The sequence below is a fragment of the Streptomyces rectiviolaceus genome, from assembly GCF_039533825.1.
In the GTDB taxonomy this organism is placed as follows: Bacteria; Actinomycetota; Actinomycetes; order Streptomycetales; family Streptomycetaceae; genus Streptomyces; species Streptomyces rectiviolaceus.
In genome coordinates, this window is the sequence record NZ_BAAAUG010000111.1 from 1 (window position 1) to 14,207 (window position 14,207).

General features: G+C 69.8%; 15 protein-coding genes and 1 pseudogene. 9 read left to right on the top strand and 7 right to left on the bottom strand.

Going from position 1 to position 14,207, the window contains the following annotated elements; all coding sequences use genetic code 11:
* The 3 genes and pseudogenes from ABD378_RS27940 to rplI form a co-directional block, all read left to right on the top strand.
* A pseudogene (locus tag ABD378_RS27940) lies at positions 1-146 on the top strand (single-stranded DNA-binding protein); the annotation flags it as partial.
* Positions 147-203: 57 nt separating this feature from the next.
* Positions 204-440 (top strand): 30S ribosomal protein S18, encoded by a 237-nt coding sequence (rpsR, locus tag ABD378_RS27945; RefSeq protein WP_003949403.1) that lies wholly within the window; start codon positions 204-206, stop codon positions 438-440.
* Between the two features lie 18 nt (positions 441-458).
* A complete protein-coding gene (gene rplI / locus ABD378_RS27950) occupies positions 459-905 on the top strand; it encodes a 50S ribosomal protein L9 (protein WP_344525035.1) in 447 nt (148 codons plus the stop codon).
* A gap of 166 nt (positions 906-1,071) precedes the next feature.
* Here rplI and ABD378_RS27955 read toward each other — a convergent pair whose 3' ends face one another.
* Positions 1,072-2,409 carry an MATE family efflux transporter gene (locus ABD378_RS27955; protein WP_344525037.1) on the bottom strand — a complete coding sequence of 446 codons (1,338 nt, stop codon included), beginning with the start codon at positions 2,407-2,409 and terminating at the stop codon, positions 1,072-1,074.
* Between the two features lie 460 nt (positions 2,410-2,869).
* Between ABD378_RS27955 and dnaB the strand changes: the two genes are divergently transcribed.
* Positions 2,870-4,348: a replicative DNA helicase gene (dnaB, locus tag ABD378_RS27960; RefSeq protein WP_344525039.1), complete on the top strand. Its 1,479-nt coding sequence runs from the start codon at positions 2,870-2,872 to the stop codon at positions 4,346-4,348.
* A gap of 38 nt (positions 4,349-4,386) precedes the next feature.
* Here the strand turns inward: dnaB and ABD378_RS27965 are convergent, their stop codons facing one another.
* The gene (locus ABD378_RS27965) at positions 4,387-4,872 is read right to left on the bottom strand and encodes a DUF488 domain-containing protein (RefSeq protein WP_344525041.1); all 486 of its coding nucleotides are present in this window, start codon (positions 4,870-4,872) and stop codon (positions 4,387-4,389) included.
* Positions 4,873-4,946: 74 nt separating this feature from the next.
* The gene (locus tag ABD378_RS27970) at positions 4,947-5,300 is read right to left on the bottom strand and encodes a YybH family protein (protein WP_344525043.1); all 354 of its coding nucleotides are present in this window, start codon (positions 5,298-5,300) and stop codon (positions 4,947-4,949) included.
* Between the two features lie 61 nt (positions 5,301-5,361).
* On the opposite strand from ABD378_RS27970, the gene ABD378_RS27975 reads away from it, so the two are divergent.
* Positions 5,362-6,336, top strand: a complete 975-nt coding sequence (locus ABD378_RS27975; protein ID WP_344525045.1) for a helix-turn-helix transcriptional regulator — start codon at positions 5,362-5,364, stop codon at positions 6,334-6,336.
* A gap of 61 nt (positions 6,337-6,397) precedes the next feature.
* On the opposite strand, the gene pdxR is transcribed toward ABD378_RS27975, so the two are convergent.
* Complete coding sequence (gene pdxR / locus ABD378_RS27980) at positions 6,398-7,951, bottom strand: MocR-like pyridoxine biosynthesis transcription factor PdxR (RefSeq protein ID WP_386544563.1); 1,554 nt, start codon at positions 7,949-7,951, stop codon at positions 6,398-6,400.
* 28 nt (positions 7,952-7,979) lie between these two features.
* Here pdxR and ABD378_RS27985 point away from each other — a divergent pair, with 28 nt between their 5' ends.
* Both ABD378_RS27985 and ABD378_RS27990 read left to right on the top strand, forming a co-directional pair.
* Positions 7,980-8,861 (top strand): methyltransferase domain-containing protein, encoded by an 882-nt coding sequence (locus ABD378_RS27985; protein WP_344525047.1) that lies wholly within the window; start codon positions 7,980-7,982, stop codon positions 8,859-8,861.
* An 84-nt stretch (positions 8,862-8,945) separates the two neighbouring features.
* Positions 8,946-10,328 (top strand): serine hydrolase domain-containing protein, encoded by a 1,383-nt coding sequence (locus ABD378_RS27990; protein ID WP_344525049.1) that lies wholly within the window; start codon positions 8,946-8,948, stop codon positions 10,326-10,328.
* An 84-nt stretch (positions 10,329-10,412) separates the two neighbouring features.
* Here the strand turns inward: ABD378_RS27990 and ABD378_RS27995 are convergent, their stop codons facing one another.
* Together ABD378_RS27995 and ABD378_RS28000 are read right to left on the bottom strand one after the other, a co-directional pair.
* A complete protein-coding gene (locus ABD378_RS27995) occupies positions 10,413-10,865 on the bottom strand; it encodes a GNAT family N-acetyltransferase (protein ID WP_344525051.1) in 453 nt (150 codons plus the stop codon).
* 58 nt (positions 10,866-10,923) lie between these two features.
* Positions 10,924-11,382: a MarR family winged helix-turn-helix transcriptional regulator gene (locus ABD378_RS28000; RefSeq protein ID WP_344525053.1), complete on the bottom strand. Its 459-nt coding sequence runs from the start codon at positions 11,380-11,382 to the stop codon at positions 10,924-10,926.
* Between the two features lie 141 nt (positions 11,383-11,523).
* Between ABD378_RS28000 and ABD378_RS28005 the strand changes: the two genes are divergently transcribed.
* A complete protein-coding gene (locus tag ABD378_RS28005) occupies positions 11,524-12,732 on the top strand; it encodes an MFS transporter (RefSeq protein WP_344525055.1) in 1,209 nt (402 codons plus the stop codon).
* 49 nt (positions 12,733-12,781) lie between these two features.
* Positions 12,782-13,207 (top strand): GlcG/HbpS family heme-binding protein, encoded by a 426-nt coding sequence (locus tag ABD378_RS28010; RefSeq protein WP_344525057.1) that lies wholly within the window; start codon positions 12,782-12,784, stop codon positions 13,205-13,207.
* Between the two features lie 130 nt (positions 13,208-13,337).
* On the opposite strand, the gene ABD378_RS28015 is transcribed toward ABD378_RS28010, so the two are convergent.
* A complete protein-coding gene (locus ABD378_RS28015; protein WP_344525059.1) occupies positions 13,338-14,207 on the bottom strand; it encodes a GNAT family N-acetyltransferase in 870 nt (289 codons plus the stop codon).

Sequence of the window (14,207 nt, forward strand, 5' to 3'; positions counted from 1 at the left end):
GTGCTCCCGCCGACGACCCCTGGGCGACCGGTGCGCCGGCCGGCGGCGGTCAGCAGCAGGGCGGCGGCGGTGGCTGGGGCGGAAGCTCCGGCGGCTCCGGCGGCTCTGGCTCTGGCGGCGGCTACTCGGACGAGCCCCCCTTCTAGGCCTCAGGGCCAAGGGTGGGCCGTTCCCACACTTCTTGATCACACAGGAGAAACACCATGGCGAAGCCGCCTGTGCGCAAGCCTAAGAAGAAGGTCTGCGCATTCTGCAAGGACAAGGTCACGTACGTGGACTACAAGGACACGAACATGCTGCGGAAGTTCATTTCCGACCGCGGCAAGATCCGTGCCCGCCGCGTGACCGGCAACTGCACGCAGCACCAGCGTGACGTCGCCACGGCCGTGAAGAACAGCCGTGAGATGGCGCTGCTGCCCTACACGTCCACCGCGCGATAAGGGAAGGGTGACCGACTAATGAAGATCATCCTCACCCACGAGGTCTCCGGCCTCGGTGCCGCCGGCGAGGTCGTAGACGTCAAGGACGGCTACGCCCGCAACTACCTGATCCCGCGGAACTTTGCGATCCGCTGGACCAAGGGTGGCGAAAAGGACGTCGAGCAGATCCGTCGTGCTCGCAAGATCCACGAGATCGCGACCATCGAGCAGGCCAACGAGGTCAAGGCCCAGCTCGAGGGCGTCAAGGTCCGTCTGGCCGTCCGCTCCGGCGACGCCGGTCGTCTCTTCGGTTCCGTCACCCCGGCTGACGTCGCTTCGGCGATCGCGGCCGCTGGTGGTCCGAAGATCGACAAGCGCCGTGTCGAGCTGGGCGCGCCGATCAAGACGCTGGGCGCCCACGCGACGTCCGTGCGTCTGCACCCCGAGGTTGCCGCCAAGGTCAACATCGAGGTCGTCTCCGCCTAAGCACTGCGCTTGGCAGGGCTGAAGCAACCGTTGGGCCGCACCCTCAGGGTGCGGCCCAACGTGTTTCACGGATGTGCTGCCGTACGGGGGCGCCGTGTTTCTCGGGACGCGTTGTTTCACGTGAAACCGGTGCGTGGGGATCAGCAGTCGGGATCAGCAGTCGGGATCAGCGGGTGGCGCCGGTGACGATCCAGTGGCCGGAGCGCATGCGCAGCCAGAGGGTCACCATGCGGACCGCCATCATCAGGGTCATCGCCCCCCAGACGGCAGTCAGGCCGCCGCCGAATACAGGCACGAGAAGCGCCACCGGAGCGAAGACCGCCAGCGTGGCCAGCATCGCCCAGGCCAGATACGGCCCGTCCCCCGCTCCCATCAGGACGCCGTCGAGGACGTAGACGATGCCGCAGATCGGCTGGGAGATGGCCACCACCACGAGTGCGGGCAGGGCGGCGTCCTGCACGACGGAGTCGCTGGTGAAGAGCGGGATGAACAGCGGCCGGGCGAGGACGACAAGCCCGCCGAGCACGACCCCCGAGGCGATGCCCCACTGCACCATGCGACGGCAGACGTCTCGCGCCCTCTGGGGATCGTTCGCCCCCAGATAGCGACCGATGATCGCCTGACCGGCGATGGCGATGGCGTCGAGTGCGAAGGCCAGCAGGCTCCACAGGGACAGGATGATCTGGTGGGCGGCCACATCGGCGTCGCCGAGGCGCGCGGCCACCGCGGTTGCGATCATCAGGATCGCCCGCAGCGAGAGCGTACGGACCAGGAGCGGTGCGCCCGCTTGGGCGCAGGCCTTGATACCGGCGGCGTCGGGGCGCAGTGAGGCGCCATGGCGTCGGGCGCCGCGTACGACGACGAAGAGGTACACGGCGGCCATCGCGCACTGGGCGATGACGGTGCCCCAGGCGGAGCCGGCGATGCCCAGGCCGGCGCCGTAGACGAGCCCTACGTTGAGGACGCCGTTGGCGATGAAGCCGCCGATCGCCACGTACAGCGGGGTCTTTGTGTCCTGCAGTCCGCGCAGGACGCCGGTGGAGGCGAGTACGACCAGCATGGGCGGGATGCCGAGCGAGGAGATGCGCAGATACGTGATCGCGTACGGCGCCGCGGTGTCCGATGCGCCGAAGAGCTCCACGAGCGCGGGTGCGGTGGGCAGGACGACGGCGACGACGGCGACGCCGAGAAGGAGGGCGAGCCAGATGCCGTCCATGCCTTGGCGGATGGCGGACTGGAGATCTCCGGCGCCGACCCGGCGGGCGACGGCTGCCGTGGTCGCGTAGGCGAGGAAGACGAAGACGCTCACGGCGGTCGTGAGGAGCGCCGAGGCGACGCCGAGACCGGCCAGTTGTGCGGTGCCGAGGTGGCCCACGATGGCGCTGTCGGCCATCACGAAGAGAGGCTCGGCGACGAGTGCGCCGAAGGCGGGAACGGCGAGGGCGATGATCTCTCGGTCATGCTGTCGCCGAGCGGCCTTGGTCGCCGCGGGAGCCTGTGTCATGGACACCAATCTAATCTTCCACAGGTAAGAGATGCAATGGAGTAGGGACCCTTACTCGGTCTCGAGTGGGACACTCTTCGGAACGCTGTTTGGCACGATCTTGGCCCGACTGGGGAAGTTTTTCTTCTGCACAGCCGGTGGATGGGAAAGTCGCAGGTCAGATCGTGTTTGCGGAGAGGGCTGAGTGCTTGTTCACAGGCCTGTCCACCGAGCCGTGCACAGGTTTGGCGGGGTTCTCCACAGCAACGCGCCCGTCATCCACACCGCCTGTGGATAACCAGATTGGCTGACGGTGGCCACGGGCCTACCGTGGTGCGGCGCCCCCCTCGTGATCCGGCCTCGGAAAGCCCGTAAATCCGACGCGTCAGAACCGGAGTTGGGCAGCTTATTTGTCAGTGTCGTGCCGTAAGAAGGAAAGGCACGGCTAGGTCCGCGCGGCGGACATGAGGGAGGTGGCCCGGTGAGTATTTCCGAGCCCTTGGACGACCCCTGGGCCGACAGCGGTCCCAGTGACCGTCTGCCCGCCTCCCGGCAGCGCCGTGACGGAGGCAGGGGCCGCGACGAGCAGCATGACCGCGGCCGTGAAGGCGGCGGCTGGGACGGCGGCGGAACCGCCTTCGAGCGCGTACCGCCGCAGGATCTCGACGCCGAACAGTCCGTGCTCGGCGGCATGCTGCTCTCCAAGGACGCCATCGCCGATGTCGTCGAGGTGCTCAAGGGCCACGATTTCTATCGGCCCGCACACGAGACGATCTACACGGCGATCCTCGACCTGTACGCCAAGGGCGAGCCGGCCGACCCGATCACCGCGGCGGCCGAGCTCACCAAGCGCGGCGAGATCACCAAGGTCGGCGGGGCCTCGTATCTGCACACGCTGGTGCAGACGGTGCCGACGGCTGCGAACGCCGAGTACTACGCGGAGATCGTCCACGAGCGGGCGGTCCTGCGTCGCCTCGTCGAGGCGGGCACGCGCATCACACAGATGGGATACGCGGCCGACGGCGACGTCGACGAGATCGTCAACAGCGCCCAGGCCGAGATCTACGCGGTCACCGAGCAGCGCACCAGCGAGGACTACCTCCCGCTCGGCGACATCATGGAGGGCGCGCTCGACGAGATCGAGGCGATCGGTTCGCGCAGCGGCGAGATGACCGGTGTGCCGACGGGCTTCACCGACTTCGACTCGCTGACGAACGGCCTGCACCCCGGCCAGATGATCGTCATCGCCGCCCGCCCCGCCATGGGTAAGTCCACGCTGGCGCTCGACTTCGCACGTGCCGCGTCCATCAAGCACAACCTCCCCAGCGTCATCTTCTCCCTGGAAATGGGACGCAACGAGATCGCGATGCGTCTGCTGTCCGCGGAGGCACGGGTGGCGCTGCACCACATGCGCTCCGGCACGATGACGGACGAGGACTGGACGCGGCTCGCGCGCCGGATGCCCGAGGTCTCGGCGGCTCCGCTCTACATCGACGACTCCCCGAACCTGTCGATGATGGAGATCCGCGCGAAGTGCCGCCGCCTCAAGCAGCGCGCAGACATCAAGATGGTGATCATCGACTATCTGCAGCTGATGCAGTCTGGTGGTTCCAAGCGTGCCGAGAGCCGCCAGCAGGAAGTCTCGGACATGTCGCGAAACCTGAAGCTGCTCGCCAAGGAGCTGGAGGTCCCGGTCATCGCGCTCTCGCAGCTGAACCGTGGTCCCGAGCAGCGCACGGACAAGAAGCCACAGGTCTCCGACCTGCGTGAATCCGGATCGATCGAGCAGGACGCGGACATGGTGATCCTGCTGCACCGCGAGGACGCGTACGAGAAGGAATCACCGCGCGCGGGCGAGGCGGACATCATCGTGGGCAAGCACCGTAACGGCCCGACGGCGACGATCACGGTCGCCTTCCAGGGGCACTACTCGCGCTTCGTGGACATGGCGCAGACCTGATCCGGCGCAGTCCTGATCCGGCGTAGTCCTGATCCGGCTCAGCCCGGCCGGAGGTTCGTGACCGGCAGGCCGTGCTCGGCGCGTAGGCGCGCGGCCACCAGCGAGCGGTGGCATGCCTCGGGATCGCGCTCGACGCAGAAAAGGGCAGTTGTCGAGTCGCTCGGAAGTCCGGCCACGAGCGCGCCGAGGTCGAACGGGGCGAGGATCTCACGGGTGTAGCGCTCGGCGTACTCGGGCGCCAGTGCGATGCGGTTGCGCTTGCCCACGCCCTGGCGGTCGTCCTCGCGGTACTGGAGCCGGCGCAGCTCGGTCGTCGGCGCCAGCTCCTTCACGTGCCGGTAACCGATGTCCGCCGAGGCGAGCGCGCGCTGGAGCCGCGCCGAGTTCGCCCAGGAGTAGTCGGGCCCCCGAACGCCGCGTCGCTGGCGGAGGTCGAGCAGCAGCCCCACACCCCCGTCGGCGAGCTCCGCAAGGAAGGCTTCGGCCGTGAAGCCGTAGACGCCGATCGTCGCGACGCGCCTCATCGCGTCCGCGTTCCGCTCGTCCGCACGCCGCCGAGCGGCGGTGGGCTCGGTCGCGCCGGCCCACCGCCGCCCCGCTACGGCGCGAGTGTCGGCTGGTCCGCGGCCCACAGCCACGACCCGTCCTGCTGGCGACGGGCGATCTCGACGGTCACGTCGCCGTTGGTCAGCGTGGCCGCGGTCATGGCCAAGTCGCCGGTCACCAGCGCCGGATGCTGCCTGCCCGGCGAGAGCACCGGCGCGGCCGCGACGAACTGCTCGTACACTTTGCGGATTTCCGCGTGTCCGGTCGCGAGGTTGCCCGGCGGGAACGCCAGCACGGCGTTCGGCTCGTACAACGCCACCAGCCCGTCGACGTCGCCCGCGTTGGCGCGCTCGATGAAGTACTTGCCCAGGTCGTTCGGCTCAGTGGCCGTCTTCTTGTTGGTCATGCGGGAAGCCTCGCAATGAATACGCGACACCCTGTGTCATGTATTCAGGTAGCGTTTTCCCGTGCGCGCCGACCGGTTGGTATCGCTGGTGCTGCTGCTTCGGCAGCACGGTCGACTGTCCGCGACCGCGCTCGCCCGCGAGCTGGAGGTGTCCACCCGCACCGTGCTGCGCGACATCGAGGCGCTGTCCGCAGCAGGCGTCCCCGTCTACGCCGAACGCGGTCGGAACGGCGGCTTCGCCCTGCTGCCCGGTTTCCAGAGCGAGCTCACCGGACTGAACCACGACGAGGCACTTGCCCTGCTGGTCGCCGGATCGCGGCGTGGCGCGCAGACGTTCGGCCTCGGCGCGGCGCTTGCTTCGGCCATGCGCAAGGTGGTTGACGCGCTGCCCGAAAGCCATCGGGCCACCGCGGCCGGCGCGGTTCAGCGATTGCTCATCGACCCGGAGACCGACCTCCTCGCACGTCGGCTGGTTGCCGAGGAGGTGCCTGACACCATCGTGGCCGAGGTCCGGCGTGCGGTGTTCGCCGGACACAAGCTGCGTATCCACTACGCGGCCCTGGACCAGACCCCGAAGTGGCGCACGGTGGACCCGATCGGCCTGGTGACTGTACGCGGCCAGGGCTACATGCTGGCCACGAGATCCGGCGCGGACCGTACCTACCGGCTGTCGCGCATCCTGGCCGCCGAGGAACTCGCCGAACCGGCACAGCGACCGGACCGGGTCGATCTGGACCGGGCCTGGCAGGAACGGAGCACGCAGTTTCGGACCGGCGGCGACCAAGTCGCCGTGCTGGTACGGGTGGACCCGACGCGGCGGCAGGAGCTGGTGGGCACCGCGCTGGCCGTCCTCGGCGAAGAGACCGACGCAGACGGTTGGCTGCGGCTGGAGGTGACCTTCCAAGATTCGAGACATGCCGAATGGGCGCTGTGGCAGCTCGCCACGAAGGCGGAAGCCCTGGCCCCGCAATGGTTGCGCAACTCCCTGCGCGACCGCGCCGCCGCGATCGCCACCCGCTACGGAGCGACGTCCTGAGAACGGACTCCCGGGCACTGGGCCAGCGCTCTCTGTTGCCGCATGCAGGGACGGCAGCGCGTCAGGGCAGGTGCCGCAAGGCCTCGCCGAGGGTTGCCATGCCCTCGGTGATGTCGGTGGCGGTGGGTGCGGCGTAGCCGAGCACCAGGCCAGGGCGCTGCGGTCGTTGGCTGTGCCAGGACAGGGGCTGGACCTTCACACCGCGGGCCAGGGCCGCCGCCGCGAGATCGGTGTCACGGAAGCCGGCGTCGAAGGTGATCGTCAGGTGCAGGCCCGCCGCGGCACCGTGCACGACGGCGTGCGGCAGATGGGTTCTGACGGCGGCGATCATCGCGTCCCGGTGGCGGCGGTGGCGTGCGCGCAGGAGGCGCAACTGGCGTTCCAGGGCGCCCGATTCCATCAGCTGAGCCAGGACGAGCTGCGGCAGTGCGGCGTTGCCGAGGTCGGCGAAGCGCTTGGCGGCGACCAGCGCGTCCCGGTACTTCGGCGGCGCGAGGACCCAGCCGATGCGCAGCGCCGGCGCGAGCAGCTTGGACACGCTCCCGGCGTAGCAGACGTGTTCGGCGAGCAGGGAGCGCAGAGCGGGGACCGGGGCGCGGTCGTAGCGGTGCTCGGCGTCGTAGTCGTCCTCGATGATCAGCCCGTTGCGCTCGGTGGCCCAGCGCATCAGGTCTCGCCGCCGTTCGCCGCCGAGGACCACCCCGGTCGGGAACTGGTGTGCCGGAGTCAGCAGGACCGCGGGGGCGTCCGTGGCACGCAGCTCGTCCACGCGGATGCCGTCGGCGTCGACCGGGACCGGCGGGGTGCCGAGCCCGCAGTTGCGCAGATGCTGGCGGGCGCCGAGTGAGCCGGGGTCCTCCACGGCCACGGCGCGGATGCCGTCGCCGTGCAGCACCTGGCCGAGCAGGGTGAGGGTCTGGGCGGTGCCCGCGACGATGACGACATCGCCCGGGTCGGCGCGGATTCCTCGGTTGCGGGCCAGCCAGTCGGCGACGGCCACGCGCAGGGCCGGGGCGCCGCGAGGGTCTCCGTATCCGAGGGCGGACGCCGACAGCTCTCCGAGTACGGCGCGTTCGGCGCGGAGCCACGCGGCGCGGGGGAACGCGGCGAGATCGGGCACGCCGGGCGAGAGATCGATCCGGGCGGGGGCCGCCCGCAGTGCGTCGAAAATGTCCGAGCCGGGCGGGGCGTCGAACAGGGCGCCCGGAGGCGGGGGAGGCATGGGAGGCAGGGGAGGTGGGTCCGCCGGCGTGGCGGGCCGGGCCTTCGCCGGGGCGGCGACCACCACGGTTCCGTTCCGCCCGCGCCCGGCGACGTGCCCGTCCTCGCTCAGGCGCTGGTAGGCCTCGGTGATCACACCGCGGGATACGCGGAGTTCGGCTGCCAGGACCCGGGTCGCCGGGAGCCTGCTGCCCACCGGCAGGTGGCCGTCGGCTATCGCGACGCGAAGGCGCCGGGCCAGCCAGTCCGCGCGTCCGCCGGACGGGGCGTCGTCGATGTTCAGCTGGAGGAAGTCGGCGCCGGACAGTGCTTCGTACGGTGTGGATCCGTGGGCCGGGGATCCTGTCCCGTGCGGTATGGACCGGTCAGTGGCGCGGTCATTGGACCTGTTCACCAGGCCATAGTGGCAGCAGGGTGAAGTCATGCAGACAGCCGCAGCCGCAGCCGCAGCCACCGACACCACCACAACGACACCGGATCCCCCCGCCCGACCGGCAGTTGAGTACGTCCACGGATACTCGCACCGTGAGGCCCGCAGGCTGGGGGACCAGGCGAACACCCTTGCCGAGCTGCTGCACGACGGCACGGTGTATCCGGCGGGGAGCCGGGTCCTGGAGGTCGGCTGCGGGGTCGGCGCCCAGACCGTCCACCTGGTCGACTCCAGCCCTGGGGCCCACTTCGTGGCCGTCGACCGGTCGGCGGACTCACTGGCGAAGGCCCAGGCCCGCGTCACGGCGCACGCGCCCGACGCGCACGTGCGGTGGCGCCGTGCCGACCTCTTCGCTCTCCCTTTCCCGGACGGCGAGTTCGACCACATCTTCGTGTGCTTCGTCCTGGAGCATCTGGCCGCGGCCCAGCGGGCACTCGCCGGACTGCGGCGTCTGCTGCGGCCCGGCGGGAGCATCACCGTCATCGAAGGGGACCACGGATCGGCGTTCTTCCATCCCGACAGCGCCTACGCCCGTGCCGCGATCGACTGCCTCGTCCGCCTCCAGGCCGACGGTGGTGGAAACGCCTTGGTCGGGCGGCAGTTGCAGCCGCTCCTCGCGCAGGCCGGATACGACGGCGTCAGGGTGCGGCCGTGCACCGTCTACGCGGACCGGACCCGTCCCGAGCTGGTCGAAGGCTTCACCCGCAGCACGTTCATCGCCATGATCGAATCCGTCAGGGACGACGCGCTGGCCGCGGCCCTCATCACCGAAACCGACTGGGACCGCGGGATCGCCGATCTGCGCAGGACCGCGGACGACGACGGGACTTTCCACTACACATTCTTCAAGGCCACGGGCACGCGCTCCGCATAGCGCCGCCGACCGCTGCCGATCGTCGCCGGCCGCCGCCAGTGGAATTCGCTCGACTCGCGGCTTCTCCGCGGGTGGACTAGGGCCATGACATCACCCCGTGAAGAGCTGCTGCCCACCACCCGCCGAGCCCTGCTGCACCGTGTCGCCACAGCTCAGGCGGAGGGACGGGCGCCCTCGCTCGTCGCCTCGGTGCTCAGGGACGGCGAGTTGGTGTGGACCGAGGGGCGTACCTGCGTCGAGGGGCACGCACCGGACGAGAACGTTCAGTACCGCATCGGCTCGATCACCAAGACTTTCACCGCCGTGCTGGTGATGCGGCTGCGCGACGAGGGCGCTCTTGATCTCTCCGACCCCCTGGAGAAGCACCTTCCGGGCACTGCGGCGGGCGACGTCACCATCGCCGAACTCCTCGCTCACACCAGTGGGCTGGCGGCCGAGACCCCCGGTGAGTGGTGGGAGCGTACGCCCGGGTCGCAGCGCCCCGAACTCGGGGACGTACTCGGCGAGCAGCCCTTCAAGCACCCCAACGGACGCCGATTCCACTACTCCAACCCCGGCTATACGTTGCTCGGTTCGCTGATCGAGGCGTTGCGGGGCGATTCCTGGGAAGCCGTGCTGCGCCGCGAGATCCTGGAGCCGCTGGGCCTGGACCGTACGAGTGCGCAGCCGCAGGCCCCGCACGCGGGTGGCTGGGCCGTCCATCCGTGGGCGGACGTGATGATGCCCGAACCCTCCGAGGACCTGGGCCTCATGGCTCCGGCCGGGCAGCTGTGGTCCACGACGGAGGATCTGGCGCGCTTCGCCGCTTTCCTCCTGGAGGGCGATGACCGGGTGCTGTCCGCCGATTCGGTACGGGAGATGCGGGCGCCGGCGTCGCCTCTGCCTCCGGGGGACTGGGACGTGACGTACGGCCTGGGAACGCAGCTGATCCGTGGGGAGGGGCGCACCTTTGTCGGGCACGGGGGATCGCTGCCGGGCTTCATGGCCGGGCTGTGGGCGAGCGCGGAGGACGGGCTGGTGGCGGTCACGCTGACCAACTGCACCTCCGGTCCTGCCGTGACAGCGCTGGCTCTCGACCTGCTGAAGATCGTGGCCGAGGCCGAGCCGCGCATTCCTGAGGCGTGGCGGCCCCTGCCGGAGCTGGACGGGGCTCTGCTGGAGCTTGCGGGGCCTTGGTACTGGGGGACGAGCACCTTCGTGCTGCGACCGCGGGCCGAGGGGGCGCTTGAGCTGTCGCCCCTGACGGGCTGGGGCCGCGGTTCGTGGTTCCGGCCGAACGGTGACGGCGCCTGGGCCGGGCTGGACGGCTACTTCGCCGGGGAGGCTCTGAGGGCGGTGCGGCGCCCCGACGGGTCGGTGAGCCATCTCGACCTGGGGTCGTTCTTCTTCACTCGGGAGCCGTACGAGGCGGGGACTCCGGTGCCGGGCGGGGTGGACCCGGAGGGATGGCGGGGGCTTCCTTTGTAGGAGCTTCGGAGGCTCGAACAGCGGTGGGGCGTCGTGTTTCACGTGAAACACGACGCCCACCGGTGCGACACATCAACGGCAGCGTCAGAGCTGCAGCTTGAAGCCCAAATGCGATGCCGTGAACCCGAGCCGCTCATAGAAGCGGCGCGCATCGGTGCGGGTGGCATCGGAGGTCAGCTGTACCAACTGGCAGCCCTGGCGCCGGGATTCATCCACAGCCCACTCGATGAAGCGGGTGCCGAGACCGCTGCCGCGCTCGTCGGCGTGGACGCGTACCCCCTCGATGATCGACCGTAGCGCTCCCTTCCGGGACAGGCCCGGAACGATGGTGAGCTGCAGTGTGCCGACGACGCGTCCCTCGCGCACGGCGACGACCTGGTGCTGGTTCGGGTCTCCGGCAAGGCGCTCGAACGCGGTGAGGTACGGAGTGAGGTCGTCCGGCGACTCGCGCGTGCTGCCCAGTGGGTCGTCGGCGAGCATCTCCACGATGGCGGGGATGTCGTCGGCGACCGCCGGGCGTATCTCAAGATCTCCCATGAGACGCAGCCTATGCAGCCACGGGCCTTTCGGGCGGGCCACTTGGCTCGCAGACGCCCTATGCCGGGACCCGCACCGCTTCCACGGCCCTGACCAGCGGTGCCAGCTCCGGGCTCAGCGCCGCTTCGTCGAGCGCCTCGCGCAGCGCGGCGTCATTGGTGGGACGCGCCTCGGCGAGGAGCGCGGCACCCGACTCGCTGACGTCCGTGTAGATGCCGCGGCGGTCGGTGGGGCACAGGTAGCGGGACAGCAGCCCGCGGTCCTCGAGCCGGGTGACCAGGCGCGTGGTGGCGCTCTGGCTGAGTACGACGGCGTCGGCGACCTGCTTCATCTGCAGATGGCCGCCCTCCCCGTCGTGCTGGCGGCTAAGGACATCGAGCAGGGAGTACTCGCGCACGCTGAGGTCGTGTCTGGCCTGCAGGGCGCGCTCGATGTGGGTCTCGATCTTCCCGTGGAGCAGGGAGAGCGCGCACCAGCCCTGCGCAAGGGCGGTCAGTGCGGGGTCCGTCGCTGTCATGGCTCTTGTTCCTCCGTCCCGGAGCTACTGAGGACCAGGATAGTCCACCGATGCAATATCCAGCGGTTGCAATTAACCCGCGTCTGCAACTATTGTGAACGCAAGCTAAGCGCACCTGCAACCGTCTTGGAAGGTAGAACCATGCCTCTCGCGCTATTGGCCCTCGCGATCGGGGCCTTCGGAATCGGGACCACAGAGTTCGTGATCATGGGACTGCTCCCTGAGGTCGCGGGTGACTTCGGCGTCTCCATCCCCACGGCCGGTCTCCTCGTGACCGGCTACGCACTCGGCGTCGTACTCGGCGCTCCCCTGATGACGGTCCTCGGCACCCGCATCTCGCGCAAGCGGATGCTGATGCTGCTCATGGGCCTGTTCATCGCGGGCAACCTGCTCTCCGCCGTGGCCCCGGTCTTCGGCGTCATGCTGGCGGGCCGTGTCGTCGCCTCGCTCGCCCACGGTGCCTTCTTCGGCATCGGCTCGGTCGTCGCAGCCGAACTGGTCGCACCGGAGAAGAAGGCCGGAGCCATCGCCATGATGTTCACGGGCCTGACCGTGGCCAACGTCGTCGGTGTGCCGCTCGGCACGCTCGTCGGGCAGACCCTCGGCTGGCGCATCACCTTCGCCATCGTCGCGGGCCTCGGCCTCATCGGTCTTGCCGGTATCGCCAAGCTCGTGCCGGACCTGCCCAAGCCCGAAGGCGTACGGCTGCGCCACGAGCTTGCCGCGTTCCGCAACGTGCAGGTGCTGCTCGCCATGGCGATGACGATCCTCGGCTTCGGCGGTGTCTTCGCGGCCGTCACCTACCTCGCGCCGATGATGACGGACGTCGCCGGCTACGCGGACTCCTCCGTGACCTGGCTTCTCGTCCTCTTCGGCCTCGGCATGGTCGCGGGCAACCTGATCGGCGGAAAGTTCGCTGACCGCGCCCTGATGCCGCTGCTCTACATCTCGCTGAGCGCCCTGGCCGTCGTGCTCGCACTGTTCACCCTCACCGCGCACAACAAGATCGCGGCAGCCGTGACCATCGCGCTGATCGGCGCCCTGGGCTTCGCCACCGTGCCGCCGCTGCAGAAGCGGGTGCTCGACCAGGCCTCCGGTGCGCCCACGCTCGCCTCGGCCATGAACATCGGCGCCTTCAACCTCGGCAACGCGCTCTCGGCCTGGCTCGGCGGCCTCGTCATCTCCGCCGGCCTCGGCTACACCGCCCCGAACTGGGTGGGCGCGGTACTCGCGGGCTCCGCGCTCGTCCTGGCCGTCGTCTCGGCCACGCTGGAGCGCCGCTCAGCCACTCCCAGCCCGGTCGTCGCGGGCGTGGCCCCCGTCGAGCAGGCGACTCCGGTCCACCACTGACTACCCCTAAGCCCCCCCCGCACAAGCACCACCGCACAAGGAGAACCCCATGAGCACCACCACCCCCGCCGTCGCCCCGCTGACCACGCAGGACGCCGAGGCACTCGTCACCGCGGCCCGCCGCGCGGCCGAGGCGGCCGATGTCACCGTCAGCGTCACCGTCCTCGACGCGGGCGGCCACCTGCTCGCCTTCCGGCGCGACGACCGGGCCGTGCTGATCTCCGGCGAGACCAGCACCCGCAAGGCGTACACGGCGCTTCAGCTCAACGCCCCGACCTCCGACCTCGTCGATCTGGTCAAGCCCGACGGCCCCTTCCACACCCTGCCCACCGCTCTCGACCGGCCGTTGCTCTTCATCGCCGGTGGCGTCCCGGTTCACCGTGACGGCCGTCTGATCGGCTCCATCGGCGTCGGCGGCGGAGCGCCCGAGCAGGACCACGGGTTCGCCACGGCGGCCGTCGAGGCCCTCGCGTAGTACGACACCGCTAGTACGACACCGCTAGTACGGCAGTACGGCACCGCGCGAGGTCATGACAGAGGCCCGCCCCCAAGTACCGGTAACCATCCGGTGTTTGGGGGCGGGCCTCAGCGCGCGGTCAATGCGGTCAGCCGGCCGCGACCGTCAGCGGCGCGAAGCGACGGGTCCAGTCGCCGGGCAGCTCGGGGATGCCGTACGTCATCACGGCGTTGAAGGCGATCGGTTCGAGGCCGCGCTCCTTCACCCAGGCGAGCAGCTCTTCATGGCGTACGTCGATATCGGTGCGCAGCGGCCGGTCCGAACCTTCGGCGAGCGAGGCGATCAGGGCTTTCGCCGTCTCCGTGTCCCGGGCGATCAGAGGGCCGATGACATGCGTGTCCATGTTCGGCCAGGCACTCGCGTAGCCGGTGATCGTGCCGTCCGCCTCCGCGACCCGCAGTTGGTCGACGAAGGCGGGAAGCCGGGTGAGCACGTGCGTGCGGTCGAGGCCGAAGACCTCGGTGTCGAGCCGGACGATCGCGGACAGGTCCTCCGCGGTCGCCGGCCGCGTGGCGACATCCGGCAGTGGGCCACCGGGGGTGAACCGGCCGCTGACCATCTCGGCGCGGCCGGTGGCCTTGAATCCGAGCTGCTCGTAGAGGGGGATGCCGCTCGGCGTCGCGTGAAGGGTGAGCGGGGTGGTGCCCGCACCTTCGACGACGTACTGCATCAGGCGGCGGCCGATGCCTTTGCGAGCGTGCCGCTCGGCGACGAGGACCATGCCGATCGCTCCGAGGCCGGGACGCTCGTGGGGGCCGTACTCGGTCACTACGCAGGCGGCGATGAGGCCGTCACCGTCAGGGTCGTCGATGCCGTATCCCGTGCCGGCGGAGAGCAGCAGCCCCCATTTATGGTCCTCGCGTGGCCAGCCACGATCCTGCGACAGGTCGGCGCAGGCGGTGACATCACGGAGGGTCAGCCGGCGGATGGGCAGTGTGGAGAGGGTAGGTGTCGACAC